At 64.4% G+C, this 25,055-nt stretch carries 24 protein-coding genes; 22 read left to right on the top strand and 2 right to left on the bottom strand.

Annotated elements, in window-relative coordinates; translation table 11 throughout:
* Positions 1 to 16: 16 nt before the first annotated feature.
* Entirely contained in the window at positions 17 to 598 is a 582-nt protein-coding gene (locus AC6CIE_RS22755) for a hypothetical protein (RefSeq protein WP_239214619.1), read from the bottom strand.
* Positions 599 to 1,077: 479 nt separating this feature from the next.
* Between AC6CIE_RS22755 and rpsP the strand changes: the two genes are divergently transcribed.
* The 8 genes from rpsP to AC6CIE_RS22715 all read left to right on the top strand — a co-directional run bounded on the left by rpsP (position 1,078) and on the right by AC6CIE_RS22715 (position 7,444).
* Complete coding sequence (rpsP, locus tag AC6CIE_RS22750) at positions 1,078 to 1,338, top strand: 30S ribosomal protein S16 (RefSeq protein ID WP_008165084.1); 261 nt, start codon at positions 1,078 to 1,080, stop codon at positions 1,336 to 1,338.
* A gap of 127 nt (positions 1,339 to 1,465) precedes the next feature.
* The gene (gene rimM / locus AC6CIE_RS22745) at positions 1,466 to 2,083 is read left to right on the top strand and encodes a ribosome maturation factor RimM (protein ID WP_481144933.1); all 618 of its coding nucleotides are present in this window, start codon (positions 1,466 to 1,468) and stop codon (positions 2,081 to 2,083) included.
* Complete coding sequence (gene trmD / locus AC6CIE_RS22740) at positions 2,083 to 2,985, top strand: tRNA (guanosine(37)-N1)-methyltransferase TrmD (RefSeq protein WP_498094114.1); 903 nt, start codon at positions 2,083 to 2,085, stop codon at positions 2,983 to 2,985. The genes rimM and trmD overlap by 1 nt, the downstream gene beginning before the upstream one ends.
* A 105-nt stretch (positions 2,986 to 3,090) precedes the next feature.
* Positions 3,091 to 3,762 (top strand): helix-turn-helix domain-containing protein, encoded by a 672-nt coding sequence (locus AC6CIE_RS22735; RefSeq protein ID WP_218345281.1) that lies wholly within the window; start codon positions 3,091 to 3,093, stop codon positions 3,760 to 3,762.
* Positions 3,763 to 3,858: 96 nt separating this feature from the next.
* A complete protein-coding gene (locus AC6CIE_RS22730) occupies positions 3,859 to 4,614 on the top strand; it encodes an ABC transporter substrate-binding protein (RefSeq protein WP_218345280.1) in 756 nt (251 codons plus the stop codon).
* A gap of 145 nt (positions 4,615 to 4,759) precedes the next feature.
* Positions 4,760 to 5,413, top strand: coding sequence for an amino acid ABC transporter permease (locus tag AC6CIE_RS22725; RefSeq protein ID WP_175125042.1), 654 nt, complete (start codon positions 4,760 to 4,762; stop codon positions 5,411 to 5,413).
* Positions 5,410 to 6,141 (top strand): amino acid ABC transporter ATP-binding protein, encoded by a 732-nt coding sequence (locus AC6CIE_RS22720; protein WP_175139245.1) that lies wholly within the window; start codon positions 5,410 to 5,412, stop codon positions 6,139 to 6,141. Before AC6CIE_RS22725 ends, AC6CIE_RS22720 begins: the two co-directional genes overlap by 4 nt.
* A gap of 13 nt (positions 6,142 to 6,154) precedes the next feature.
* On the top strand, positions 6,155 to 7,444 hold the full coding sequence (locus tag AC6CIE_RS22715) for an NAD(P)/FAD-dependent oxidoreductase (protein WP_218345279.1): 1,290 nt from the start codon (positions 6,155 to 6,157) through the stop codon (positions 7,442 to 7,444).
* A gap of 114 nt (positions 7,445 to 7,558) precedes the next feature.
* Here AC6CIE_RS22715 and AC6CIE_RS22710 read toward each other — a convergent pair whose 3' ends face one another.
* Positions 7,559 to 10,453, bottom strand: a complete 2,895-nt coding sequence (locus tag AC6CIE_RS22710; RefSeq protein WP_175139243.1) for a valine--tRNA ligase — start codon at positions 10,451 to 10,453, stop codon at positions 7,559 to 7,561.
* Positions 10,454 to 10,774: 321 nt separating this feature from the next.
* Here AC6CIE_RS22710 and ndk point away from each other — a divergent pair, with 321 nt between their 5' ends.
* The 14 genes from ndk to AC6CIE_RS22640 all read left to right on the top strand — a co-directional run bounded on the left by ndk (position 10,775) and on the right by AC6CIE_RS22640 (position 24,986).
* Positions 10,775 to 11,200, top strand: coding sequence for a nucleoside-diphosphate kinase (gene ndk, locus AC6CIE_RS22705; RefSeq protein ID WP_175125038.1), 426 nt, complete (start codon positions 10,775 to 10,777; stop codon positions 11,198 to 11,200).
* A 44-nt stretch (positions 11,201 to 11,244) separates the two neighbouring features.
* A complete protein-coding gene (gene rlmN, locus AC6CIE_RS22700) occupies positions 11,245 to 12,399 on the top strand; it encodes a dual-specificity RNA methyltransferase RlmN (protein ID WP_452006106.1) in 1,155 nt (384 codons plus the stop codon).
* Entirely contained in the window at positions 12,396 to 12,890 is a 495-nt protein-coding gene (locus tag AC6CIE_RS22695) for a helix-turn-helix domain-containing protein (protein WP_498094111.1), read from the top strand. Before rlmN ends, AC6CIE_RS22695 begins: the two co-directional genes overlap by 4 nt.
* A gap of 14 nt (positions 12,891 to 12,904) precedes the next feature.
* Positions 12,905 to 14,191, top strand: coding sequence for a flavodoxin-dependent (E)-4-hydroxy-3-methylbut-2-enyl-diphosphate synthase (gene ispG / locus AC6CIE_RS22690; protein WP_175125035.1), 1,287 nt, complete (start codon positions 12,905 to 12,907; stop codon positions 14,189 to 14,191).
* A gap of 54 nt (positions 14,192 to 14,245) precedes the next feature.
* On the top strand, positions 14,246 to 15,532 hold the full coding sequence (gene hisS / locus AC6CIE_RS22685; RefSeq protein WP_175139241.1) for a histidine--tRNA ligase: 1,287 nt from the start codon (positions 14,246 to 14,248) through the stop codon (positions 15,530 to 15,532).
* Positions 15,533 to 15,535: 3 nt separating this feature from the next.
* Positions 15,536 to 16,174, top strand: a complete 639-nt coding sequence (locus AC6CIE_RS22680) for a YfgM family protein (protein WP_175125033.1) — start codon at positions 15,536 to 15,538, stop codon at positions 16,172 to 16,174.
* A gap of 5 nt (positions 16,175 to 16,179) precedes the next feature.
* Positions 16,180 to 17,337 carry an outer membrane protein assembly factor BamB gene (gene bamB, locus AC6CIE_RS22675; RefSeq protein WP_175125032.1) on the top strand — a complete coding sequence of 386 codons (1,158 nt, stop codon included), beginning with the start codon at positions 16,180 to 16,182 and terminating at the stop codon, positions 17,335 to 17,337.
* 25 nt (positions 17,338 to 17,362) lie between these two features.
* Positions 17,363 to 18,715, top strand: a complete 1,353-nt coding sequence (gene der / locus AC6CIE_RS22670) for a ribosome biogenesis GTPase Der (RefSeq protein ID WP_105238156.1) — start codon at positions 17,363 to 17,365, stop codon at positions 18,713 to 18,715.
* Between the two features lie 3 nt (positions 18,716 to 18,718).
* Positions 18,719 to 19,792 (top strand): histidinol-phosphate transaminase, encoded by a 1,074-nt coding sequence (gene hisC, locus AC6CIE_RS22665; protein ID WP_498094108.1) that lies wholly within the window; start codon positions 18,719 to 18,721, stop codon positions 19,790 to 19,792.
* Positions 19,793 to 19,948: 156 nt separating this feature from the next.
* Positions 19,949 to 20,185, top strand: a complete 237-nt coding sequence (hfq, locus tag AC6CIE_RS22660) for an RNA chaperone Hfq (protein ID WP_006218585.1) — start codon at positions 19,949 to 19,951, stop codon at positions 20,183 to 20,185.
* Between the two features lie 84 nt (positions 20,186 to 20,269).
* Positions 20,270 to 21,376, top strand: a complete 1,107-nt coding sequence (gene hflX, locus AC6CIE_RS22655; protein ID WP_175125030.1) for a GTPase HflX — start codon at positions 20,270 to 20,272, stop codon at positions 21,374 to 21,376.
* Positions 21,342 to 22,640, top strand: coding sequence for an FtsH protease activity modulator HflK (hflK, locus tag AC6CIE_RS22650; protein ID WP_175125029.1), 1,299 nt, complete (start codon positions 21,342 to 21,344; stop codon positions 22,638 to 22,640). Before hflX ends, hflK begins: the two co-directional genes overlap by 35 nt.
* Positions 22,641 to 22,658: 18 nt before the next feature.
* On the top strand, positions 22,659 to 23,561 hold the full coding sequence (gene hflC / locus AC6CIE_RS22645) for a protease modulator HflC (protein WP_175125028.1): 903 nt from the start codon (positions 22,659 to 22,661) through the stop codon (positions 23,559 to 23,561).
* A 267-nt stretch (positions 23,562 to 23,828) separates the two neighbouring features.
* Entirely contained in the window at positions 23,829 to 24,986 is a 1,158-nt protein-coding gene (locus AC6CIE_RS22640) for an ATP phosphoribosyltransferase regulatory subunit (protein ID WP_175139278.1), read from the top strand.
* The last annotated feature ends 69 nt before the right edge of the window (positions 24,987 to 25,055 follow it).

Below are 25,055 nucleotides of genomic sequence, written 5' to 3'. Positions count from 1 at the left end.
ACCGGCGTGTCCTTGCCTACCTGTGAATGGCCGCGGCGACCGCCTGCGTGATCGTGAAGTCCACCAGATCACCTTCCTTCAACTGCTGAAGTTTTTCGCGCAGCGCCGGATCCCTGACCTGGATGGTGCGCCTGCCGCCTTGGGGTCCCTTCAGGATCACCAGGTTTGCGCTCCGGTTGATGTGCCAGATCTCGGCCGTGATCGTGGTCTGCCGGCCCACTGCGCCGCCGGGCATCGCGCCCTTGGCCGACCGTGTCGCGGCGGTCTCGGTCACGACTTCAGGTGCACCGGAGCCGGCGGGACGCACGTCCACGGCCACCGACTCGTAATAGTCCAGCGTCAGCGTGTCGCCCGCCTTGATCTGCTTGAAGTTGCGGATGTCCGGTCCGGCCACGATGTCCACGGTATTGCCGTCGGCGCCGCGCAGGGTGATGGTCCGGCTGGCCTGGTCCACCGCCGTCACCTGGCCGGAGGCCGTCGTCAGTGCCGCCCCGATCACGCGCGCGGGCGCCTCGGTGGGCAACGCCAGCGCTCCCGCCAGCAATCCCGCCATCGCCAGGCGCGCAACGGGTGAGAAGACTGATTTTTGGTTCTTCATGGTTTGCACACTCCAGTTAAACGACTTTTTGTGGGGAAAAAGCGGAGTCAGGCAGGGGCGCGGCAACGCAGCCTGGATCTTCCGGGCGCTTGCAGCAAAGTCGGGGTGGCAGGATGAGGCTGCCGCTTCATGGCGGCCAGCAAGGGCAGGGCGTAGCGTATTGCGCGGGTCGACATGAAATCCGATCTCTCCAATCAGATTGCTCTTCAGACGCACCAACTGCTCAAACGCATGACAACCGGGGTAGGCCGCAGATGTGGGCGCCGGCGAAACCGCGCGCACAGCCTCGAACCAATGATGCCGGGGCCACCTGCATCGAGCCGCAGCAGAGCTGGACTCGTGCTTGTAGAATACCCGGATGTGGTGTTTTAGGATACAAATCGCACCGCATCACAGATTCTTCGGCACTCGCATTTGCCAGCAGGCTCCTTTCAGTGCTAGAATTTCCCGTTTTTCACAACTAATTCAAGGGATTACCTATGGTGGTGATTCGCCTGGCCCGCGGTGGGTCCAAGAAGCGTCCGTTCTACAACCTGGTGGCCACCGATTCGCGTAACCGTCGCGACGGCCGTTTTATCGAGCGCGTGGGTTTTTACAACCCCGTGGCTAGCGAAGGCACGGAAAACCTGCGCATTGCGCTGGATCGCGTGCAGTACTGGACCGGCACCGGCGCGCAACTGTCGCCCGCCGTCGAGCGTCTGGTCAAGGAATACTCGGCCAAGGTTTCCGCCGCGGCCTAATTGCCCGCGACGCACATCCTTAGCTGATTCTGGAGCAGCAGGTTTTTCCACGCTTAGAGCCTCGCGCTTGAAAGCGGATATTCCTGGCTGCTTCATTGCTATCCAAGCCTGATAAAGAGCACGATAAATGCCTGATGCCGCAACCTCAAACGCGGCGCCTACGGATTTGGTCGAGCTGGGCCGCATCACTGCAGCCTACGGTGTGAAAGGCTGGGTTAAAGTGCAGCCGCATTCGGCCAACGCCGAAGTGCTGCTCTCAGCGTCTCAATGGTGGTTGACTCGCCCTGTGCCTGAATTGGCGCGGGGCGCTGTCGCGTCTGCGCCTGTTGCATTCAAGATCTTGCAAGTCCGTTCGCAGGGAGCCACCGTGGTGGCGCAACTGCAGGGCATCACGGATCGCGACCAGGCCGAAGCGTTGCGCGGACATACCGTGCAAGCGCCGCGCGGATCATTTCCCGCGCCCGAGGAAGACGAATACTACTGGGTCGATCTCATTGGTTGCGCGCTGTACACCAGCGCCAACGGCGAACCCGCCCGAATTGGCGTGGTCAGCGAGGTCCTCGACAACGGCGCTCACGCCGTGTTGAAGGTCCTGCTGCAGAAGGGTGAAGGCGAAAGCCCCGAACCCGTCCTGGACGCCAAGGGCCGACCCGCCGAAATGCTTGTACCGTTCGTACGCGCGCATATCCACGCCGTTGATCTGGCTGCCCGCCGCATCGACAGCGACTGGCCCGCGGATTTTTGATGCGTATCGACGTCGTTACGCTATTTCCCGAAATGTTCGGGGTGGTGCGCGACCTCGGCGTCACCGGCCGGGCCCACGCCCAGGGCCGGTGGCAGCTCCATGCCTGGAATCCCCGCGATTTCACGCATGACGTACACCGCACCGTGGACGACCGCCCCTATGGCGGCGGCCCCGGCATGGTGATGATGCCGGGCCCGTTCGAAGCCGCCGTCAATGCCGCCCAGCAGGCGCGCGCCGGACAGGGCCTGGGTCCCGCCCCGGTGGCGCTGCTTGCGCCGGTCGGCCGGCGCTATGACCAGGCGGGCGCCGAAGCCTTGGCTGCCAGCGATGGCCTCATTCTCATCTGCGGCCGCTACGAAGGTGTGGACCAGCGCTTCATTGATCGCTGCGTCACGCAGGAAATCTCGCTCGGCGACTTCGTCCTCTCCGGTGGTGAAATCGCGGCGCTTGCCGTGATCGATGCCGCAGTGCGCCTTTTGCCAGGCGTGCTCAACGACGGCGATTCCGCCCTGCAGGATTCCTTCAACGACACGTTGTCCGGCCTGCTGGACAGCCCGCATTACACGCGCCCGGAAGTCTACGAGGGCGAAGCGGTGCCGGCGCCGCTGCTAAGCGGCCATCACGCCAATATCGCGCGCTGGCGGCGCGAGCGGTCGCTGGCGTTGACTGCCGCACGCCGGCCCGAACTCATCGAATCGGCGCGCGCGAAAGGCTGGCTGAGCAAGCTGGACGAGCGCTATCTGGCCGAGTTGGCCGGCACGCCGTTGCCTGCGGAGCCGGGCACAAGACGCCGTCGCCCGCGCAAGCCCGCCGCGGATGCCGCGCCCACGGGGCAGAACCAGCCCGACACCACCCCGGATTCCAGCCCCGATCCCAAGCCCAATTCGTCCGACGCTTCCTGACGGTAGCGCCGGCCCGCCACGCCCACAACGCTAGGGAAGTCCCTGGATTGTGGGCGTTTTTGCGGCTCCTTAGTATTGAAAATTACATGCACATGAAATTTTCATATGAGCCGCTCTGCCGCCGTTCGCCGTGCCAGCGCAGCACCCTCGTCGCCCGCCCACGCGCAGCGGCCGGAGTCGGCCGTCGATCTGTGGCTGGGTCAGCAGTTGCGTCAGTTGCGCAAGCAACAGGGACGGTCGCTGGCTGACGTCGCCCGGGCCTGCGGCATGTCGCTCGGCCTGCTGAGCCAGATCGAAAGAGGGTTGAGCTCGGCCTCCGTCAAAGTCCTTCATCTCCTGGCGCGCGAGTTTCGCGTGTCGGTCAATGCGTTGTTGCGCAACGCCGAGCATACCGGCGGCGAAGAGGATGGCCGCGTAGCCCGCGCGGGCACGCACCGCCATATCGACCTGAAGGAAAAGGGCATCAGCAAAGAGATGTTCACGCCCGCGGCCTGCCGCAGCATGGACCTGTGCCGCGCATCCATCGCGCCCGGCGGCTCCACCGGCACCGAGCTCTTCGTGACGGGGCAGGGCGAGCAGATCGGCCTGGTGCTCAAGGGCGTGCTCGAACTGTGGGTGGGCGACCGCGTCATCCGCCTGCAAGCGGGCGACAGCTTTTGCTACGCCAGCAGCACGCCGCGCCGCTGGTGCAATCCGGGGACGCAGACGACCGAGGTCATCTGGGCCATCTCCAACATCACTCAAGCCGCGGAGGACAACACGCCACAAGCGCCCTGAGCGCGCAGCACTCAAGCGGCGGAACGCGCGGGGAGCGTGCCGCCACCGGACGCGTCACGCGCGGCCCGGCCTTCTTTGCCACGATGAGGATATGTCATGAAATTCAAGACTCTTGTTGTCTCTGTATTCGCAGCATTGTCCATGGCGGCGGGCGCCCAAGCCCAGACGGTATTGAAGGTGGGGTCCACGCCCACCGGCAGCCCATTCACCTTTCTCGACACCAAGACGAACAGCATCGAGGGCGTGATGGTCGATATCGTGAAAGCGGTGGGCAAGGAGGCCGGTTTCTCGGTGCAGATCGAGCCCATGGCATTTTCCGCGCTGATCGGATCGCTGACATCCAAGCGCATCGACATCGTGTCGGCGGCGATGTTCATCACGCCGCAGCGCCAGCAGGTGGTGAGTTTTTCCGAGCCCGTCTATCGCTACGGCGAGGGCCTGATGGTGCTCAAGACCGACAACAAGGAATACAAGTCCTTCGCCGATATGAAGGGCATGACCGTCGGCGTGCAGGTCGGCACTGCCTTTGTCGAGCCCATTCAAAAGAGCGGCGTCTTCAAGGAAGTGAAGCTTTACGACAACCCGCCAGACATGATGCGCGACGCCAACGCCGGCCGCATCCAGGGCGGCTTCATGGACTATCCCATCGCCGCGTACGTCCTGTCGCAGGGCAACTATCCCAACCTGAAGATGGCGCAGTCGTACCAGCCGACGATCATGGGAAGCCTTGGGCTTGCCACGCGCAAGGACGACACCGAGCTGCTTGATCGGATCAACAAGGCGCTGGTCAAGCTGAAAGCCGACGGCGCCATCGACGCGATCCTGAAGAAGTGGGGCCTGGGCGGCGCGTGATGCCGGTCGGGCCGCCTCAGTTCAAGCATTTGCAGCATCCCGCCGGCGCGTTCGGTCGCGTCGGCGGACGCAGCGCATCCGCGGCACTTCTCTGGCCGTTTCCCAAGCGGTCATCGCGGGCTGTCTTCTCGGAGCGGGTGGACTCATGACGGAATTCTTGAAAGACGCGGCAGAGTTCATGCCGATCCTGCTGGAGGGCGCCAAGCTCACCATTCTGGTCACGCTGGGTTCCCTTGCGCTGTCCACGGTGCTGGGCCTGGTATGGGCGTTGATGCGGGTGTCCGGCAACAAGTATCTGTCGGGCTTCAGCGCGGGCCTTGTCAATCTGTTGCGCGGCATTCCGATCATCGTGCTGCTCTTCTACATCTACTTCGTGATGCCGGACATGGGCGTGTCGCTGAGCGCCGTGCATGCGGCCATCATCGGCCTGGGCATCGCCTATTCGGCCTATCAGGCGGAGAACTTCCGCGCCGGCATCCAGGCGATCGACCGAGGTCAGATCGAGGCGGCGATGGCCATGGGCATGGGTTGGGGCCTGACGATGCGGCGCGTCGTGCTGCCGCAGGCCGTCAAGATCGTCCTGCCGCCGTACGGCAACATCATGATCATGATGCTGAAGGACTCGTCGCAGGCGTCCACCATTACCGTCGCCGAGCTGGCGCTGCAAGGCAAGCTCATCGCCGTATCCACCTTCAAGAACGCCACGGTGTTCACGCTGGTGGCGCTGATGTACCTGGTGATGTGCGTGCCGCTCATCCTGCTGGTGCGGCATCTGGAAAAGCGGAGCGCCATCAAATGATCAGCCTGCAAGGCGTAAGGAAGAGCTTTGGTCCGCTCGAGGTCCTGAAGGGCATCGACGCCGAAGTCGAGCAGGGCGAGGTCGTGTGTGTGGTGGGTCCGTCCGGCTCGGGCAAGTCGACCATCCTGCGGTGCATCAACGGACTGGAACGCTACAACGCCGGTCGCATCACCGTGGACGGCGAGCTCGTCGATTGCGATGCGCCTTCCATCGTGTCGATCCGCACGCAGGTGGCGATGGTGTTCCAGCGCTTTAACCTGTTTCCGCATCGCACGGCGCTGGAAAACGTCATCGAAGGCCCGATCTTCGTGAAGAAGGAACCTCGCGCCCAGGCGGTGGAGCGCGGCCGCGAATTGCTGGCCAGCGTGGGGCTGGCGGACAAGGAGCACGCGCATCCGAATCAGCTATCCGGCGGCCAGCAGCAGCGCGTGGCGATCGCGCGGGCGCTCGCGATGCAACCCAAGGCGATCCTGTTCGACGAGCCCACCTCGGCGCTCGATCCCGAACTGGTCGGCGATGTGCTGGGCGTCATGCGCAAGCTGGCCGAGGCCGGCATGACGATGGTCGTCGTCACCCACGAAATGAGCTTTGCGCGCGAGGTCGCCGACCGTGTCATGTTCTTTGACGGCGGCGTCATGGTGGAGCAGGGCGCCGCCCGCGAAGTGCTGAATCATCCGCAGCATCCGCGCACGCAGGACTTCCTGCGGCGCGTGCTGCATCCCATGTAAGGAAGGAAGCCCCATGCAGCCAGCGCCGTTTCCGCTTTCCCCGTCACTGTGGGCGGCCACCGCGGCGCCGCCGCCGCCCACCGGGCCGCTGGACGCGTCCGCGCAGGCCGATGTCGCCGTGATCGGTGGCGGCTATGCCGGCTTGTCCACCGCGTTGCACCTGGCCGAGCGCGGTGTGAAGGTCGTACTGCTGGAGGCGCGCGAGATTGGCTTCGGCGGATCGGGCCGCAACGGCGGTCAGGTCATTCCCGGTTTGAAGTACGACCCGGATGATCTGATTTCGATGTTCGGCCCCGAGCGCGGCGAGCGGCTGACACGGTTTGCCGGCGCGACGGCGGACGTGGTTTTTGACCTGATCGAACGGCATGCGATGGACGTGCCGCGCGTGCGCGCCGGATGGATCCAGGGCGCGCACACGCCGCAGGCGCTTCGCATCGCGCAAGGCCGCGCGGCGCAATGGGCGCGCCTTGGTGTGGACGCCCAGCCGCTGGACCGCGCGCAGGTCGCGCGCCTGATCGGCGCGGACAAATACCTGGGCGGATGGGTCGACCGGCGGGCAGGGGCGGTGCAGCCGCTGAGTTACGCGCGGGGCCTGGCGCGCGCCGCGCTGAATGCGGGCGCGACGCTGCACACCGACACGCCTGTCACCGGTCTGAGGCGTGACGGCGGCAAGTGGACGGTGTCCACGGCTCGCGGTCCCTCGGTCAGCGCCGATCGCGTGGTGATGTGCACCAATGCCTACGGCGGCGATCTGTGGCCCGGTCTCAAGCCGTCCATCATCGACGCCAACACGTTCCAGGTGGCAACCGCGCCGCTGCCGGACCGCGTCCGCGCGGGCATATTCCCCGAGGGCCACGTCACTTCCGACACGCGCAATCTGTTGCTGTACTTTCGTCTGGATCACCAGGGCCGCTTGCTGATGGGTGGCCGCGGTCCGTTCCGCGAGCCCAAGGGCGAGTCGGACTGGGCGCATCTTGAGCGCGTGATGGTGAAGATGTTTCCGCAGGTGGCGGGCACGCCCTTTGAATTCCGCTGGTGCGGCCGGGTTGCCGTCACGCGCGACTATCTGCCGCATCTGCATGCGCCGCAGCCCGGGTTGCTGGTGGACATCGGCTGTCAGGGCCGCGGCGTCGGCTTGCAGACCTGCATGGGCGCGGCCATGGCCGAATACGTCGCCACCGGCGATGCCAATGCGTTGCCCGTGCCGCTGTCGCCGATCGTGCCGTTTCCGCTGTATCCGCTCCGCCGCCTGTACGTCAATGCGGTGGTGAGCTGGTATCGGATGACGGACGGCGGGGTTTGAGGAACGGCCGCGTCCGCGACCCGATCCCCGCCAACCCCATCAAAAAACAACCCCCCAAAACAAAAACCCCGGAACGGTGTCCGGGGTTTCTGGGCTTCACATCAGGCGCTGGGATCAGTCGCCCAGCTTGGCGCGCTGCTCCTGCACCTTCTGCAGGGTTTCGCTGAACTGCGCCATGCGGGCCTTTTCCTGCTCGACGACGGCGGCGGGGGCGCGCTCGACGAAGCTGGCGTTGGACAGCTTGCCCTTGGCCTTGGCGATTTCACCGGCCAGACGGGCGATTTCCTTGTCCAGGCGCACGCGCTCGGCGGCCACGTCGACTTCAACGTGCAGCATCAGGCGGCTGCTGCCCACGACCTGCACGGGCGCGCCGGCGTCGGGCAGCACGTCCAGCACGTCGACCTGGCTCAGCTTGGCCAGCGCGGCCAGGTACGGCGCGTTGCGCGTCAGCATTGGCGCGTCGCCCTGGGCGCACAGCGGCACCTTCTGGGCGGGCGACAGGCTCATCTCGCCGCGCAGCGCGCGCACGGCTTCGACCTGCGCCTTCAGTTCGGCCACGTCGGCTTCGGCGGCGGTGTCCACCGCATCCGGGTTGGCCTTCGGGTAGGGCTGCACGCTGACGCTGGCGGCAACGCCTTCCTTGCGCTTGCCGGCCACGACAGATACCTTCTGCCACAGCTCTTCCGTGATGAACGGGATGATCGGGTGGGCCAGGCGCAGCACGCATTCCAGGACGCGGATCAGCGTGCGGCGGGTGCCCAGTTGCTGGGCCGGCGTGCCGGTCTGGATCTGCACCTTGGCCAGTTCCAGATACCAGTCGCAGTATTCGTCCCACACGTAGCGATAGAGCGCGTTGGCGATGTTGTCGAAGCGGTAGTCGGCAAAACCGCGCGCCACGTCGGCTTCCAGCGTCTGCATCTGGCTGATGATCCAGCGGTCCACGAAGGACAGCTCGCCGGCATCCGGCACTGTCAGGTCATGGCCTTCGGTGTTCATCAGCACGAAGCGCGTGGCGTTCCAGAGCTTGTTGCAGAAATTGCGGTAGCCCTCGCAACGCTTCAGGTCGAAGTTGATGTTGCGGCCCAGCGTGGCGTAGGCCGCCATGGTGAAGCGCAGCGCGTCGGTGCCGTAAGCGGGGATGCCGTCCGGGTACTGGCGGCGCGTGGCCTTTTCGATCGCGCCGGCCTGCTTCGGGTTCATCAGGCCGTAGGTGCGCTTGGCGACCAGGCCGTCCAGGTCGATGCCGTCGATCAGGTCCACCGGGTCCAGCGTGTTGCCCTTGGACTTGCTCATCTTCTGGCCGTCGGCGTCGCGGATGAGACCGTGCACGTAGACGTGCTTGAACGGGATCTGGCCGGTCAGGTGCGTGGTCAGCATGACCATGCGCGCCACCCAGAAGAAGATGATGTCAAAGCCCGTGACCAGGACGCTGGAGGGCAGGTAACGCTGCAGGTCCGGCGTGTTTTCCGGCCAGCCCAGCGTCGTGAAAGGCACCAGACCCGACGAGAACCACGTGTCCAGCACGTCGGGATCGCGCGTGAGCGGACCCGTGACGCCAGCGGCGCGCGCCTGTTCGATCGCGCCGGCTTCGTCGTGGGCGACGAACACCTGGCCGTCTTCCGAGTACCAGGCCGGAATCTGGTGGCCCCACCAGAGCTGGCGCGAAATGCACCAGTCCTGGATGTTGTTGAGCCACTGGTTGTAGATGGTGGTCCAGTTGTCCGGGTAGAACTGGATGCGGCCGTCGGCCACGACTTCCAGCGCGACCTCGGTGATGCTCTTGCCCGGGTTAAGCGTGCCTTCCGGCGCGGGCTTGCTCATGGCAACGAACCACTGGTCGGTCAGCATGGGCTCGAGCACGACGCCGGTACGGTCGCCCTTGGGCTGCATCATCTTGTGCGGCTCGACCTTGACCAGATAGCCCTCGGTCTCCAGTTGCGCAACAACGGCCTTGCGGGCCTCGTAGCGTTCCATGCCCTGGAACTGCTGGGGACCGTTTTCGTTGATGTGCGCGTCCAGCGTGAAGATCACAATCAGGGGCAGATCGTGGCGCATCGCGCAGGCGTAGTCGTTGAAGTCGTGAGCGCCCGTGATCTTCACGCAGCCCGTGCCGAATTCGGGGTCGACGAAGTCGTCGGCAATGATGGGAATGTTGCGGTCGCAAAGCGGCAGTTCGACCTGCTTGCCCACCAGGTGCTTGTAGCGGGGATCATCGGGATGCACGCAAAGCGCGCCGTCGGCCAGCATGGTTTCCGGACGGGTCGTGGCGATGGTCATGCCGCGCAGGGTGACGGTCTGGCCATCCTTGTCGACGATGGTCTGCGGGCCGTCAACGAACGGGTACAGGATGTGCCACATGTGGCCATCGGTCTCTTCGGACTGCACTTCCAGGTCGGACACGGCCGTGAGCAGCTTGGGATCCCAGTTGACCAGGCGCTTGCCGCGATAGATCAGTCCCTGTTTATGAAGACGGACAAAGGTTTCCACCACGCCGCGCGACATGCGGTCGTCCATGGTGAAGTATTCGCGCGGCCAGTCGGCCGAGGCGCCCAGGCGGCGCACCTGCCCGGTGATGGCGCTGCCCGACTTTTCCTTCCATTCCCACACTTTCTCGACGAACTTCTCGCGGCCCAGGTCGTGGCGCGAAACCTTTTGGGCGTCGAGCTGTCTTTCAACGACGATCTGCGTGGCGATGCCGGCGTGGTCGGTGCCGGGAATGAACACGGTGTCGTCGCCCGACATGCGGTGGTAGCGCACCAGCCCGTCCATGATGGTCTGGTTGAACGCGTGGCCCATGTGCAGGGTGCCCGTGACGTTGGGCGGCGGGAACTGGACGACGTACGGCTGGCTTTCCGTCCCCGTTTCCACATGCTGGCCCGCGGCGAAGTACCCGCGCTTGTCCCACTCGGCATACCAGCGGGATTCCAGTTCGGAGGGTTCGAAGCTCTTCGAGAGTTCCGGGGTTTCGCCGGCGATGGGCGCGGCGTTCGGGGGAGCAGCTTGAGTCATTACTAAGTTCCGGCAGACAGGGGCGCCCGGGTAGGGAGCGGGCAGCAAACCGCTCATTTTAAGATGTATTGCGGTCTTCTCGGCGTGTTAGAATGCCGGGTTGCTGTAAACCTTTTAGAAGTCCCTGAATTCATTGAGGATTCCTTCGGAAATGCGTGCAGAATCATCGGATTCGCGTGCAACCGGAATCCCGCTTGCATTCCAGGATGCGTCCGACAGGTCGGCAGTGTCGAATCCTGTTTTGGCGGTGGTTCAGAACGGCCCGAGCCCCGCCAAGCAATTAACTAGAAACCCGTCAGAAATCAGTTTTCGGAGTCTTTTATGTCCATCCAACGCACCCTCTCGATCATCAAGCCCGACGCCGTCGCCAAGAACGTGATCGGCCAGATCGTCGGCCGTTTCGAGCAAGCCGGCCTGAAGGTCATCGCCGCCCGCCTGACCCAACTGTCGCGCGCCGACGCCGAGCGTTTCTACGCTGTGCACGCCGCCCGTCCCTTCTTCAAGGACCTGGTCGACTTCATGATCTCGGGCCCCGTGTTCGTGCAAGTGCTGGAAGGTGAAGACGCCATCCAGAAGAACCGCGACCTGATGGGCGCCACGGACCCCAAGAAGGCTGAAGCCGGCACCATCCGCGCCGATTTCGCCGACAGCATCGACGCCAACGCCGTCCACGGCTCCGACGCTCCGGAAACGGCCGCTGTCGAAGTGGCTTTCTTCTTCCCCGAAATCAACATCCACAGCCGTTAATTTTTGGCTTAAGTTGTTGAAAGCGTTTTAAGTTTTACCTGGTTATGGAATCCGTCGAACGAATCAATCTGCTGGGGCTGGACGGCTCCGCCCTGTCCGAATTGGTCGGGCAGTGGGGCGGCAAGCCGTTTCGTGCCCGCCAGTTGCAGCGCTGGATGCACCAGCGCGGCGCCGATTCGTTCGACGCCATGACCGACCTGGCCCGCGATTTTCGCAGTCAGCTTGCGTCGCATTGCCGCATCGAGGCATTGCCCGTCAACATCGAGCAGCGCTCGACCGACGGCACCCGCAAGTGGCTGTTTGATGTGGGGCAGGGCAATGCCATCGAAACCGTCTTCATCCCCGAAGACGACCGCGGCACACTGTGCATTTCCAGCCAGGCCGGCTGCGTGGTGAACTGCCGCTTCTGCTCGACCGGGCACCAGGGCTTCAACCGCAACCTGAAGACCAGCGAAATCATCGGCCAGTTGTGGTGGGCCAAGCGCGTGCTCGAAGCCGACATCGGCACGGCCCGCCTTGAAAGCGCCCGCACCACCGAAGACACGCGCGTCATCAGCAACGTCGTCATGATGGGCATGGGCGAACCCCTGCTCAACTACGACCAGGTCCTGCCCGCGCTGCGCCTGATGCTCGACGACAACGCGTACGGCCTGTCGCGCCGCCGCGTCACCGTGTCCACCTCCGGCGTCGTCCCCATGATGGACCGCCTGTCGCAAGACTGTCCCGTGGCACTGGCCGTTTCGCTGCACGCGCCCAACGACGCGCTGCGCGACGAGCTCGTGCCGCTGAACAAGAAATACCCGCTGAAAGAGTTGCTGGCTGCCTGCGAACGCTATCTCGCGTTTGCGCCCCGCGACTTCATCACGTTTGAATACTGCATGCTGGACGGCATCAACGACACCGACCAGCACGCCAAGGAACTGATCCACATTGCACGCCAGGTGCGCTGCAAGCTGAACCTCATCCCGTTCAACCCATTCCCCGCCTCCGGCCTGAAGCGATCGGCCTCGGCGCGGGTGAAGGTGTTTGCCCAGCGTCTCATGGACGCCGGCATCATCACCACGGTCCGCAAGACCCGGGGCGACGACATCGATGCGGCTTGCGGCCAACTGGCCGGAGAGGTGCGGGACCGCACTCGGATCACCGAGCGCAATGCCGCACAGCGCCAGACCATACCAATTAAACAGGTGCACGCATGACGCAGGATTTCGCTTCTGCAGTTTCCGACTCGTCCGCCGCCGCGGTGGGCAGCGTGGGCGCCGCCTTGCGCGGCCTGCGCCTATCCAAGGGCTGGTCGCTCGACGAGGTCTCCAGCCGCATCAAGTTTTCCACCAAGCAGATCGAAGCCCTTGAAAACGAACAGTGGGATCACCTGCCCACCGGCGTTTCCTTGCGCGGCCTCGTCCGCAACTATGCGCGTCTGCTGGGCGCCGACGCCGAGGCCATCGTCGAATCGCTCGACCCCAAGGCCCGCGTCACCGGCCCGGCCAAGCTCAGCCCCAGTTCGCTGCATTCGGCGCATTCCATTCCCCAATCCAGCGCCGACGACGACCGCTCGTCCACGACGTCCTGGGGCTGGCTGATCGCCATCGTGCTGGTGCTGGCCGCCGGCGTGGCATATGCCTTCTGGCAAGGTTGGCTGCCGCAGCAATGGCTGCCGGCCGACTGGCTGCCGAAGTCGACCAAGTAACACGGTTCCACCCGATGCAAGATTCTTCTCTGCCTTGCCAGGACGCGCCGCCTCCCCCGGTGGGAGCCGCAGCGCGCCGCGCCACGCGTTCCGTGGCGATCAAGTGGGGCGATCGCGTCGTGACGGTGGGCGGAGACGCCCCAGTCGTGGTCCAGTCCATGACCAACACCGACACCGCGGACGCCATTGCCACCGCGATCCAGGTCAAGGAGCTGGCACTGGCCGGCTCCGAGCTCGTGCGCATCACCGTGAACACGCCGGAAGCCGCCCGCGAGGTCGTCGCCATCCGCGAACAGCTCGACCGCATGGGCGTGAACGTGCCGCTCGTGGGCGACTTCCACTACAACGGCCACAAGCTGCTGACGCAGTTTCCGGAATGCGCCCAGGCGCTGTCCAAATACCGCATCAACCCCGGCAACATGGGGGGCGGCAAGCGCCGCGACGACAACTTCGCGCAAATGATCGAAGTCGCCTGCCGCTACGACAAGCCGGTGCGCATCGGCGTCAACTGGGGCAGCCTCGACCACGAACTCATGGCGCGCAAGATGGACGAAAACAGCCGGCGCGCCCAGCCTTGGGAAGCGCAGGCCGTCATGCGCGATGCGCTCGTTGTTTCGGCCATCAGCAATGCCCAGCGCGCCGAAGAACTCGGCCTGCGGCGCGACGCGATCATCCTGTCGTGCAAGGTCAGCCATGTCCAGGATCTCATCGCGGTCTACCGTGATCTGTCCGCCCGTTGCGACTATCCCCTGCATCTTGGCCTGACCGAGGCGGGCATGGGCAGCAAGGGCATCGTGGCTTCGACCGCCGCGCTTGCCGTGCTGATGCAGCAAGGCATCGGCGACACCATCCGCATTTCGCTCACGCCTGAACCCGGCGGCGAGCGCAGCCGCGAAGCCATCGTCGCGCAGGAAATCCTGCAGACCATGGGACTGCGCGCCTTCACGCCCATGGTCGTCGCCTGCCCGGGCTGCGGCCGCACCAGCAGCACGTTCTTCCAGGAACTTGCCGACAGCATCCAGTCGTTCCTGCGCCGGCAGATGCCGGTGTGGCGCGCGCAATACCCCGGCGTCGAATCCATGAACGTCGCGGTGATGGGCTGTGTGGTCAATGGGCCGGGCGAAAGCCGTCATGCCGACATCGGCATCAGCCTGCCGGGTACCGGCGAAGTGCCGGCCGCGCCGGTGTTCGTCGACGGCGAGCGTACGGTGACGCTCAAGGGCGACCATATCGCCGAAGAGTTCCAGGCCATCGTTGAAGAATACGTTGCGCGCCGTTATGGCGCGCTCGCCTCTCACTAAAGTAAGGGTGTAGCCACTGGCGCGCGTCTCGGGCGCGCCCGTGGCATGATCAAGATGACTCAAGCTTTCCAGAAAGTCGCCGCCATACGCGGCATGAATGATCTGCTGCCGGGGGCTAGCGCCCGCTGGGAGCAATTCGAGGAAATCGTGCGCGGCTGGCTGCGCGGCTACGGCTATCGCAATGTGCGCACGCCGGTGCTTGAGCATACGCGCCTGTTTGCGCGCGGTATCGGCGAAGTCACCGACATCGTCGAAAAAGAGATGTACACGTTCACCGACGCGCTCAACGGCGAATCGCTGACCATGCGCCCCGAGATGACCGCCGGCATCGTGCGCGCCTCCATCGAGCACAACCTGCTCTACGACCGTCCGCAACGCGTCTACTCCATCGGTCCCGTCTTCCGCCACGAGCGCCCGCAGCGCGGCCGCTACCGTCAGTTCCACCAGATCGACGTCGAGGCCCTTGGCTTTGCCGGTCCCGATGTGGACGCGGAACTCATCGTCATGCTGGCCCGCCTCTGGAAGCTGCTGGGCCTGAAGGACGTGCGCCTTGAACTCAATTCGCTGGGCCAACCCGCTGAGCGCGCCGCGCACCGCGCTGCCCTGATCCAGCATCTGGAAAAGCACCGCGACATCCTCGACGAGGACGGCCAGCGCCGCATGTACAGCAATCCGCTGCGCGTGCTGGACACCAAGAACCCCGCCATGCAGGAAATGGCCGACAGCGCGCCGCGCCTGTTCGACTTCCTGGGCGAAGAGTCCCGCGCGCACTTCGACGGCGTGTGCCAGCGCCTCACCGACGCCGGCATCGAATACCGCTTGAACCCGCGTCTGGTCCGCGGCCTGGACTACTACAACCTCACCGTCTTCGAATGGGTCACCGACCGTCTCGGTTCCCAAGGCACGGTTTGCGGCGGCGGCCGCTACGACGGCCTGGTCGAACTCTTGGGCGGCAAGACCGCGCCGGCCGTGGGCTTTGCCATCGGCATGGAGCGTCTGCTCGACCTCTGGGAACAAAGCGTTGAAATCACCGCGCCGGCCGAGTGCGATGTCTACATCGTGCATCAGGGCGAAGACGCGCAGCGCCTGGCTGCCCGGGTCGGCGAAGACCTGCGCGACGCGGGCCTCTCGGTCATCGTGCATGCCGGATCGGCAGGCTTCAAGTCGCAATTCAAGCGCGCGGACGCCAGCGGCGCCCGCGTTGCGGTTATCCTTGGCGCCGACGAAGTGGCGTCGCAGACGGCCAGCGTCAAGTTCCTGCGCGCAGAAGAGCAGGGCGAGGCGGCGCAGCAACAGGTTCCGCTGGCAAAGCTGGCCGACGCATTGAACAACAAGGGTTAAGGCATGGCATACGATCTTGAAGAACAGGAAAAACTCGACGCGATCAAGGCGTGGTGGGCCCGCTACGGGACGCTGCTGCTGGCCCTGACGACGGTGGTGCTCCTGGCTTGGGGCGGCTGGTGGGGCTGGAAGGCGTACGAATCGCATCAGGCCAACCAGGCCATGGGTTACTTCGAAGCGCTGGAAGACGCCGCTCGCCTGGGCGGCGCCGATTCCTCGGTGCGCATCAAGACCGCCGCCTCGACGCTGCGCGAAAAATATCCCAACACCGGCTATGCCGCGCGCGGCGCCCTTGTGGCAGCGCAGGCCCTGCAGGCGCAAAAGGACGACGCCGGCGCCCGCGAACAGCTCGAATGGCTGGCTGGCCAAGGCAAGAACCCCGCCATGCAAGCCGTGGCGCGCCTGCGTCTGGCAGGCATGATGCTGGACCAGAAGCAATACGACGCCGCGCTGGCGCAGTTGAACAATCCGCCGGCCGCCTTTGCCGCCTTGTTCGCTGACCGCCGCGGCGACGTGCTGGCTGCGCAAGGCAAGCGCGAGGAAGCGCGCGCGGCCTGGCAGAGCGCCATTGATGGCCTGGGGCTGGCCAATCCCCTGACCCAGGTTGTGCAACTGAAACTGGATGCCTTGAGCGGAGCGTGACTGTAATGCGTAAATTTGCACCTGGCCGTACGTGGCGCGGCGCCGTTCTGCTGGCAAGCCTGCTTGCCCTGGGTGGTTGCGGCATGTTTTCCCATGACGACGGCCGTTACGATCCCGCGCCCTTGACCGAATATAAGGCCGGCATGTCCGTGCGCCAGGTCTGGTCCACGTCCATCGGCAGCGGCTCCGGCCTGGGCTTCGCGCCCACCGTGCTCGGCGACGCCATCTATGCCGCGACGCCTGACGGCTCCGTCGGCAAGTTCGATCTGCAGAGCGGCCGTGTCATCTGGAAGGCCAAGGCCGACACCAAGTTGTCTGCCGGCGCTGGCAGCGACGGCACCACCACCGCCGTGGCGTCCCCCAACGGCGACGTCATCGCCTTCGACGACACCGGCAAGGTGAAATGGAAGGTCCGCGCCACCAGCGACGTCGCCATCCCGCCGGTTGTCGGCTATGGCATCGTCGTTGTTCGCAGCGGCGACTATCGCATCCAGGCCTTCGACGCCAACAGCGGCGAGCGCGTCTGGAGCGTGCAGCGTCCCGGCCCCTCGCTCGCCTTGCGCAGCGTTGCGCAGATGGTCCTGGCCGAAGGCCTGGTCATCACGGGTCTGCCTGGCGGCAAGCTCCTTGCCATCGCGTCCAACAGCGGCAACGTGCAATGGGAAGGCACCGTCGCCACGCCGCGCGGCGCTGGCGACCTGGAGCGCCTGACCGACGTGGTCGGCGCGCCTCGCATCGCCGGCAACCTGCTGTGCGCCGTTGCTTATCAGGGACGTATCGTTTGCTTCGACGTCACCGCCGGCGGCCGTCCGCTCTGGACGAAAGACTTCTCCAGCGTCAGCGGTCTCACCCTGGACGACCGCTTCGCCTTTTCCGCCGACCAGAACAGCGTGGTCAACGCGTTTGCGCTGGATAATGGCGGTAATCTCTGGAAGCAGGCCGCCCTGAAGAACCGCCAGGTCACCGCTCCGGCTATGCTGGGGGGGGCGCTGGCTGTCGGCGATCTGGACGGATATGTGCATTTCCTGTCGCGCAGCGATGGCAGCCTGATGGCGCGTCTGTCGGTGGGTGGCGGCGCGGTCGTGTCGCCGCCGCAGACCACGCCCCAAGGCGTGCTGGTCCAGACGGGCAATGGCAATCTCGTCCTGATCGGCACCAACTGAACCTTATAAAACAAAGCCTTTTACCGTGTCTTTCAAGCCTGTCGTTGCCCTGGTCGGCCGCCCCAATGTGGGGAAATCGACCCTTTTCAACCGCCTGACGCGATCGCGCGCCGCGCTGGTGGCCGATTATTCCGGCCTGACCCGCGATCGCCATTACGGCGAGGGCAGGGTGGGCGATATTCCGTTCATCGCCATCGATACCGGCGGCTTCGAGCCCGTGGCCAAGGACGGCATCCTGCTCGAAATGGCCCGCCAGACCCGGCAGGCCATCGCCGAGGCGGACGTCGTCGTGTTCCTGGTGGATGCGCGCGCGGGCATCAACGCGCACGACCACGAAATTGCGCAACTGCTGCGCAAATCCGGCCAGCAGCGCGTGCTGCTGGCGGTGAACAAGGCCGAAGGCATGGGCCTGGGGCCCGCCATCGCCGAGTTCCATGAACTCGGCCTGGGCCAGCCCTATCCGATTTCGGCGGCGCATGGCGATGGCATCGTCGACCTGATCGAGCTCGCGCTCAAGGATCTGGCCGAACCGCCTGCCGAAGAAGAACCGGCCGAAGAAGGCGAACACGATCATCGCATCAAGCTGGCGATCGTGGGCCGTCCCAACGTGGGCAAGTCCACGCTCATCAACACGTTCATGGGCGAAGAACGCGTCATCGCGTTCGACATGCCAGGCACCACGCGCGACGCGATCGAAATCGATTTCGATCGCGACGGACGCCGCTACACGCTCATCGACACCGCCGGCCTGCGCAAGCGCGGCAAGGTGTTCGAGGCCGTCGAAAAGTTTTCCGTCATCAAGACCTTGCAGGCCATCGAGGCCAGCAACGTCGTGCTCCTGATGCTCGACGCGCAAACCGAAATCTCCGAGCAGGACGCGCACATCGCCGGGTTCGTGCTCGAAACCGGGCGTGCCGTGGTCGTGGCCGTCAACAAGTGGGATGGCCTGGACGGCGAAGAAAAGGAACGCATCGAGCGCGAGTTCAACCGCAAGCTGCGCTTCCTGTCGTTCGCGCGCGTCCACACGATCTCGGCGCTGCGCGGGCAGGGCATCAAGCCCTTGCTCAAGTCCATCAATGCCGCACACGCCGCCGCGTTTGCCAAGCTGTCCACGCCCAAGCTCACGCGCGAGCTGCAAGCCGCGGTCGAACAGCAGCAGCCGCCGCGCAAGGGCATCTTCCGTCCCAAGTTGCGCTACGCGCACCAGGGCGGACAGAACCCGCCGCTGGTCGTCATCCACGGCAATGCGCTGGACGCGATTCCCGACTCGTACCGCCGGTACCTCGAAACGCGTTTCCGCAATGCGTTCGACCTGGCCGGTACGCCGCTGCGCATTGAATTCAAGTCTTCGCACAACCCCTACACGCAGGAAAGCTGATCCATGAGCCGTTTCTGGAGTCCCGTTGTCGGGACGCTCAGTCCGTATGTGCCGGGCGAGCAGCCCAAGCTTCAGAATCTGGTCAAGCTGAACACCAACGAGCATCCTTACGGGCCGTCGCCCAAGGTGCTCGATGCGATCCGCGCGGCCTGCGACGACACGCTCAAGCTCTATCCGGATCCGTCCTCGGACCGCCTGCGCGAGGCCATCGCAACGGCCGTCGGCGCGCAGCCGCAGCAGGTGTTCGTGGGCAACGGATCCGACGAGGTGCTGGCGCACGCATTTCTTGCGCTGCTCAAGCATGATCGCCCGCTGCGGTTCCCGGACATCACCTATAGCTTCTACCCGGTGTATTGCGGCCTGTACGGCATCGAGTTCGAAACGATGCCGCTCACCGCGGACTTCCGCATCGACGTCGAAGACTACCTGCCGGCGCGCCACGGTCAGGCCGGCGCCATCATCTTCCCGAACCCCAATGCGCCCACCGGCCGTGCGCTCAGCGCCGCCGAGGTCGAACGCATCGTCGCCGGCAACCCTGACACGGTCGTCGTCGTCGACGAGGCGTACGTGGATTTCGGCGCCGAATCGGTGATCCCGCTGGTCTCGCGCTACGACAACCTGCTGGTGGTGCAGACGCTTTCCAAGTCGCGCTCGCTGGCCGGTTTGCGCGTGGGCTTTGCCGTGGGCAGCGCCGCGCTCATTGACGGCCTGGAGCGGGTAAAGAACAGTTTCAACTCCTACCCCATCGATCGGCTGGCATCCGCCGGCGCAGTGGCGGCGCTGGAGGATACGGAGTATTTTGAGCAGACCCGCAAAGCCGTGATCGAAACCCGGTCGCGCATGACCGCAGGGCTGGAGTCGCTGGGCTTCGAGGTGCTCCCGTCGGCGGCGAACTTCGTGTTCGCACGCCACCCGGAAAAAGACGCCGCGACGCTCGCCGCCGCCCTGCGTGAACGCAGCATCATCGTGCGTCATTTCCGTCATGCGCGAATCGACCAATTCCTGCGCATCACGGTGGGTACGGAAGGCCAATGCGACATGCTTCTGCAAGCGCTCGACAAGATCCTGCAGGCGTGATTTCAGAGGCTTTTCAGCTGGAAAACTCTGGTCTCATTTTTGCTTCCCGGCCAAGTAGCACGGGCCGGGAAAACCCTGTAGAGTACGTGTTTCGGCGTGCTCCACCAGTACAAAAAGCGCGTCATCACTCAATAACAATCAAATGGAGCCTGGCCAATGAGCAATAAAGGGCAAACTCTGCAAGATCCGTTCCTCAACACGCTGCGCAAGGATCATGTGCCCGTGTCGATCTACCTCGTGAACGGCATCAAGCTTCAAGGGCAAATCGAATCCTTCGACCAATACGTGGTGCTGCTGCGCAATACGGTCACCCAAATGGTCTACAAGCACGCCATCTCGACCGTCGTTCCCGCGCGTGCCGTCAATTTTCAAGTGGAAGTCCCTGCTGAGTAATCTCGCTCCAGCTTTACCTTTTATTGCCCGCCAGACGGTTCCCGTCGGCGGGCATTTTCGCTTTGGCTCGAATATGGTGCATGTATGCGCGCTCTGATCATCAGTGTGGATCTCGGTGATCCGGACTTCACGGCGCACGCCGAGGAATTCGCCATGCTGGCCAAGGGCGCGGGCGCCGAAATCGTCGGCACCCTGACGGCCCGCCGCGATCGTCCCGACGCCAAGTTCTTCATCGGCTCCGGCAAGGCCGACGAGGGCGTCGCGATGGCGCAGGCGCTGCTCGCCGATATCGTCCTTTTCGATCAGCCTTTGTCGCCCGCCCAGCAACGCAACCTTGAACGCGCCTTCAACCTGCGCGTGGTGGATCGCGTGGCGCTCATCCTTGATATCTTCGCGCTGCGCGCAAAGAGCCACGAAGGCAAGCTGCAGGTCGAACTGGCCCAGCTCCAGCATCTGGCCACGCGCCTCACACGCATGTGGAGCCACCTGGAGCGGCAGCGTGGCGGCATCGGGATGCGCGGCCCCGGCGAATCCCAGCTCGAAATGGATCGCCGCATGATCGGCGCCAAGGTCAAGACGCTGCGCGAACGGCTGGACAAAGTCGAGCGCCAGCGCATCACCCAACGGCGCGCCCGCGCGCGGGGTGGGGCGCTGTCGGTGTCCCTGGTCGGCTATACCAACGCCGGCAAGTCGACGCTGTTCAACGCGCTGACCCGGGCCGACGCCTACGCCGCCGACCAGCTCTTTGCCACGCTGGACACGACGACGCGCCGCATCTGGATCGAAGGCGCCGGATCGGTGGTGGTGTCAGACACCGTGGGCTTCATCCGCGACCTGCCTCACAACCTTATTGCTGCCTTCCGGGCCACCCTCGAAGAAACCGTGCACGCCGACCTGCTGCTGCATGTGGTGGACTCGGCCAGCCCGCAGCGGGATGAGCAGATTTTCGAAGTGAACAAGGTCCTCGCCGAAATAGGCGCTGCCGCGATTCCAACCATTCTGGTATACAACAAGATCGACCGGGCGGGATTGGAACCGCGGGTGGAGCGCGATGCACATGGTACGATTGCGCGAGTATTTGTAAGCGCCACCGAGCGCGCCGGTTTGGATGCGTTGCGCGGGGCAATTGCGGAGACCGGACAGATTGTGGGAAACAATGCCGCGAATTATCAAACTCTTCAATCTGAATGACCCCGGTTGGGGTCGTGGAAACAACAATGGCTCCGAGCCGCCGCCCAAGCGGCCCCAAGGCAACGGAGACGGCCCTCCTGACCTGGACGAGGTCTGGCGCGATTTCAACAATCGCATCGGGAACCTGTTCGGGCGCAAGGGCGGTGGCGGCAATAACCGCCCCGGCAACCGTGGCGGCATGACGCCGCCATCCCCGCGCGGCACACGCATCGGCCTGGGCGTCATTGCGCTGGTCGCGGCGGGCATTTGGCTGGCCAGCGGCTTTTACATCGTGCAAGAAGGCCAGGTCGCGGTCGTGACCCAATTCGGCAAATACAAGAGCACGTCGCAAGCCGGTTTCCAGTGGCGTCTGCCGTACCCCATTCAAAGCCATGAAATCGTCAACGTGTCGCAACTGCGCACGTTCGAAGTCGGATTCCGTGGCGGCGCGCGCAACAAGGTTCTGCCCGAAGCGCTGATGCTCACGACGGACGAGAACATCGTCGATATGCAGTTCGTCGTCCAGTACCGCCTGAAGGCAGACGGCGCGCCCGACTATCTCTTCAAGACGCGCGACCCGGACGAGTCCGTGCGCCAGGCATCCGAAACCGCCATGCGCGAAGTCGTGGGCAAACAGTCGATGGACTTCGTGCTGTACGAAGGGCGTACGACGGTGGCTTCCCAAGTCCAGGCGCTGATGCAGCAGATCCTCGATCGCTACCAGACGGGCGTGCAGATCAGTACTGTCGCCATCCAGAACGTGCAGCCGCCCGAGCAGGTGCAGGCCGCGTTCGACGACGCCGTCAAGGCCGGTCAGGATCGCGAGCGCCAGATCAACGAAGGCCAGGCCTACGCCAATCAGGTCGTGCCGCTGGCCAGCGGTCAGGCATCGCGCATGACGGAACAGGCTGAAGGTTACAAGGCCAAGGTCGTCGGCGATGCGCAAGGTAATACGTCGCGCTTCACCAGCATCCTGGGCGAATACGAAAAGTCGCCTCAAGTCATGCGCCAGCGCATGTACCTGGAAAGCATGCAGGACATCTTCACCCGCGCCAGCAAGGTCATGGTCGACACCAAGAGCAACAACAACATGTTGTATTTGCCCCTGGACAAGATCATGCATCTGGCCGCTCAGGACGCAGGCAAGTCGAACATCGGCAGCTCTGGCTCGCCCGTGTCCAATGCGCCTGTCCAGCAGCCTCCGCGCGGTACGGCCGCGCCGGTGCCGCAGCCTTCCGGCAGCAGCAATAGCAACACGCTGCCTCGCGACCGTATGTCGCGCTAATCCGGAGGAGTCCTGAACATGAATCGTCTTATGCCCATCCTGGTCGGCCTGCTCATCGTGCTGGCCCTCCTTTCCTCCAGCGTTTTCGTGGTGCGCGAGCGCGACTATGCCTTGGTGTTCTCGCTGGGCGAGGTCCGCCGCGTCATCAGCGAACCTGGCCTTTACTTCAAGGTTCCGCCGCCTTTCCAGAATGTCGTCACGCTCGACAAGCGCATTCTGACCATCGAAACCAACGAAGCCGAGCGCATCCAGACTTCCGAAAAGAAGAACCTGCTGATCGACTCCTACGTCAAGTGGCGCATTGCGGATCCCCGCGTGTTCTACGTGACGTTCGGCGGTAACGAGCGCGCGGCCCAAGAGCGTCTGCAGGCTCAGATCCGCGACGCCCTGAACGCGTCGGTCAACGTGCGTACCGTGCGGGACGTGGTCTCGACCGAACGCGACAAGATCATGACGGAGATCCTGGAAAACGTCGCCAAGCGCGCCGAGCCTCTGGGCGTGCAGATCGTCGACGTGCGCCTGCGCCGCATCGAGTTCGCACCGGAAATCTCCGAGTCGGTCTACCGCCGCATGGAAGCCGAGCGTACCCGCGTCGCCAACGAGCTGCGTTCCATCGGCGCCGCCGAAGGCGAGAAGATTCGCGCCGAAGCAGATCGCCAGCGCGAGGTCATCGTGGCTCAGGCGTACGCCAAGGCCCAGGGCATCATGGGTGAGGGGGACGCCGCAGCGGCAGCCATCTACGCCCAAGCCTATGGCAAGAACCCGGACTTCTACACGTACTACAAGAGCCTGGAAGCCTATCGCGCATCGTTCTCCAAGCCGGGCGATGTACTGGTCGTGGACCCCAGCTCCAGCTTCTTCCAGTTCATGAAGGATCCGGCGGGCGCTGCCTTGGCGCCGGTCACCGTGCCGGCCAAGTGATCTTGCCCAGCTAGCACGAACGAAGAGCCCCTCGGGTCCCCGAGGGGCTTTTCTGCTTCAGGCGGGACGATTTCCGCCCGGTATCCAGGGCGCGGCCGGGCAGTCCGGCCACGCCCGACCCACGGCTGGCGCTCGCGGCTGAACCATGTACAATACCGCGTAAGCTAGAAAACATTCCGCAGCGGCTGAGCGGGCTTACGCCCCTCAGCCGCTTTTCGTTTGGGCGACGCCCACGCATCACTTGGCGTTATTCAGGTAAACACATTCATGGGTAACTGGCTGCTGCCCGAAAGCCTTGCCGACGTACTTCCGGCAGAGGCTCGGCGCATCGAGGAACTGCGCCGCGAACTTCTCGATCTTTACCGTACTTACGGGTTCGAGCTGGTCGCGCCGCCCCTGGTCGAGTACATCGATTCATTGCTGTCGGGCACCGGCAGCGATCTGGATCTGCGCACCTGCAAGCTGGTCGACCAGCTTTCGGGCCGCACGCTGGGCGTGCGCGCGGACATGACTCCCCAGGTTACGCGCATCGACGCGCACTTGCTGAACCGCGCGGGCGTCACCCGCCTGTGTTACTGCGGCAACGTGCTGCATGCGCGCCCCTCGGACTTGCTGTCCAGCCGCGAACTGCTGCAGATCGGCGCTGAAATCTACGGCCATGCCGGATTCGAAGCCGACCTCGAAATCATCCAGCTCGTGCTGGAAACGGTTGCCATCGCTGGCGTGCGCAATCCGCGACTGGATCTGTGTCATTCCGGCGTGCTGCGCGCCATCCTGAAATCGGACCCGGCAGCGGCCGAACTGGCGCAGGACGCCATCCGGCTGATGCGCGACAAGGATGTGCCCGGATTGGGTGAGCTCGTGGCACGCGCGCCCGGCATTCGTCCGGAAACGTTGAAGGCGCTGCAGTTGCTGCCCACGTTGTACGGTGGTCCCGAAGTGCTCAAGGTTGCCCGTCGCGACCTGCCGGCACTGCCGGGTGTCGCCGAGGCGCTCGACGCGCTTCAGGCGGTGGTGGATGCGATGCCGAACGTGTCGTTCAGTGTGGATCTGGCCGACGTGGGCGGTTACGCTTACCACACGGGCGTCAAGTTCGCCCTGTACGCCGAAGGCTGGCACGACGCGTTGGTCAGTGGTGGCCGCTACGACGACGTCAGCCGCGCGTTCGGCCGCGCGCGTCCGGCCACGGGCTTCAGTCTTGATTTACGCAAGCTGGCGGCGGGTCTGCCGCCGGCGGAAAGGGCGCGAGCGGTTCGTGCGCCCTGGGGGCAAGCCCCCGCTCTGACCGAGGCGGTTCGCCGCTTGCGCCGGTCAGGGGAAATCGTCGTTCAGGTATTGCCCGGTCACGAGCAGGATCAGGACGAATTCGTTTGCGATCGCGAGCTGGCGCTGCAGGATGGCGTCTGGACGGTCAAAACGCTGTGACTAACTCCCTCTCGGAAACGAGGGGGCCGCGGGGAGATTTCCGGATTTCCCGAGAAACTCGAAATTGAT

The sequence above is a fragment of the Achromobacter sp. GQ309 genome (assembly GCF_059759315.1).
The sequence above is the reverse complement of the archived record's forward strand: the minus strand, read 5'-3'. Positions and strand labels throughout refer to the sequence as shown.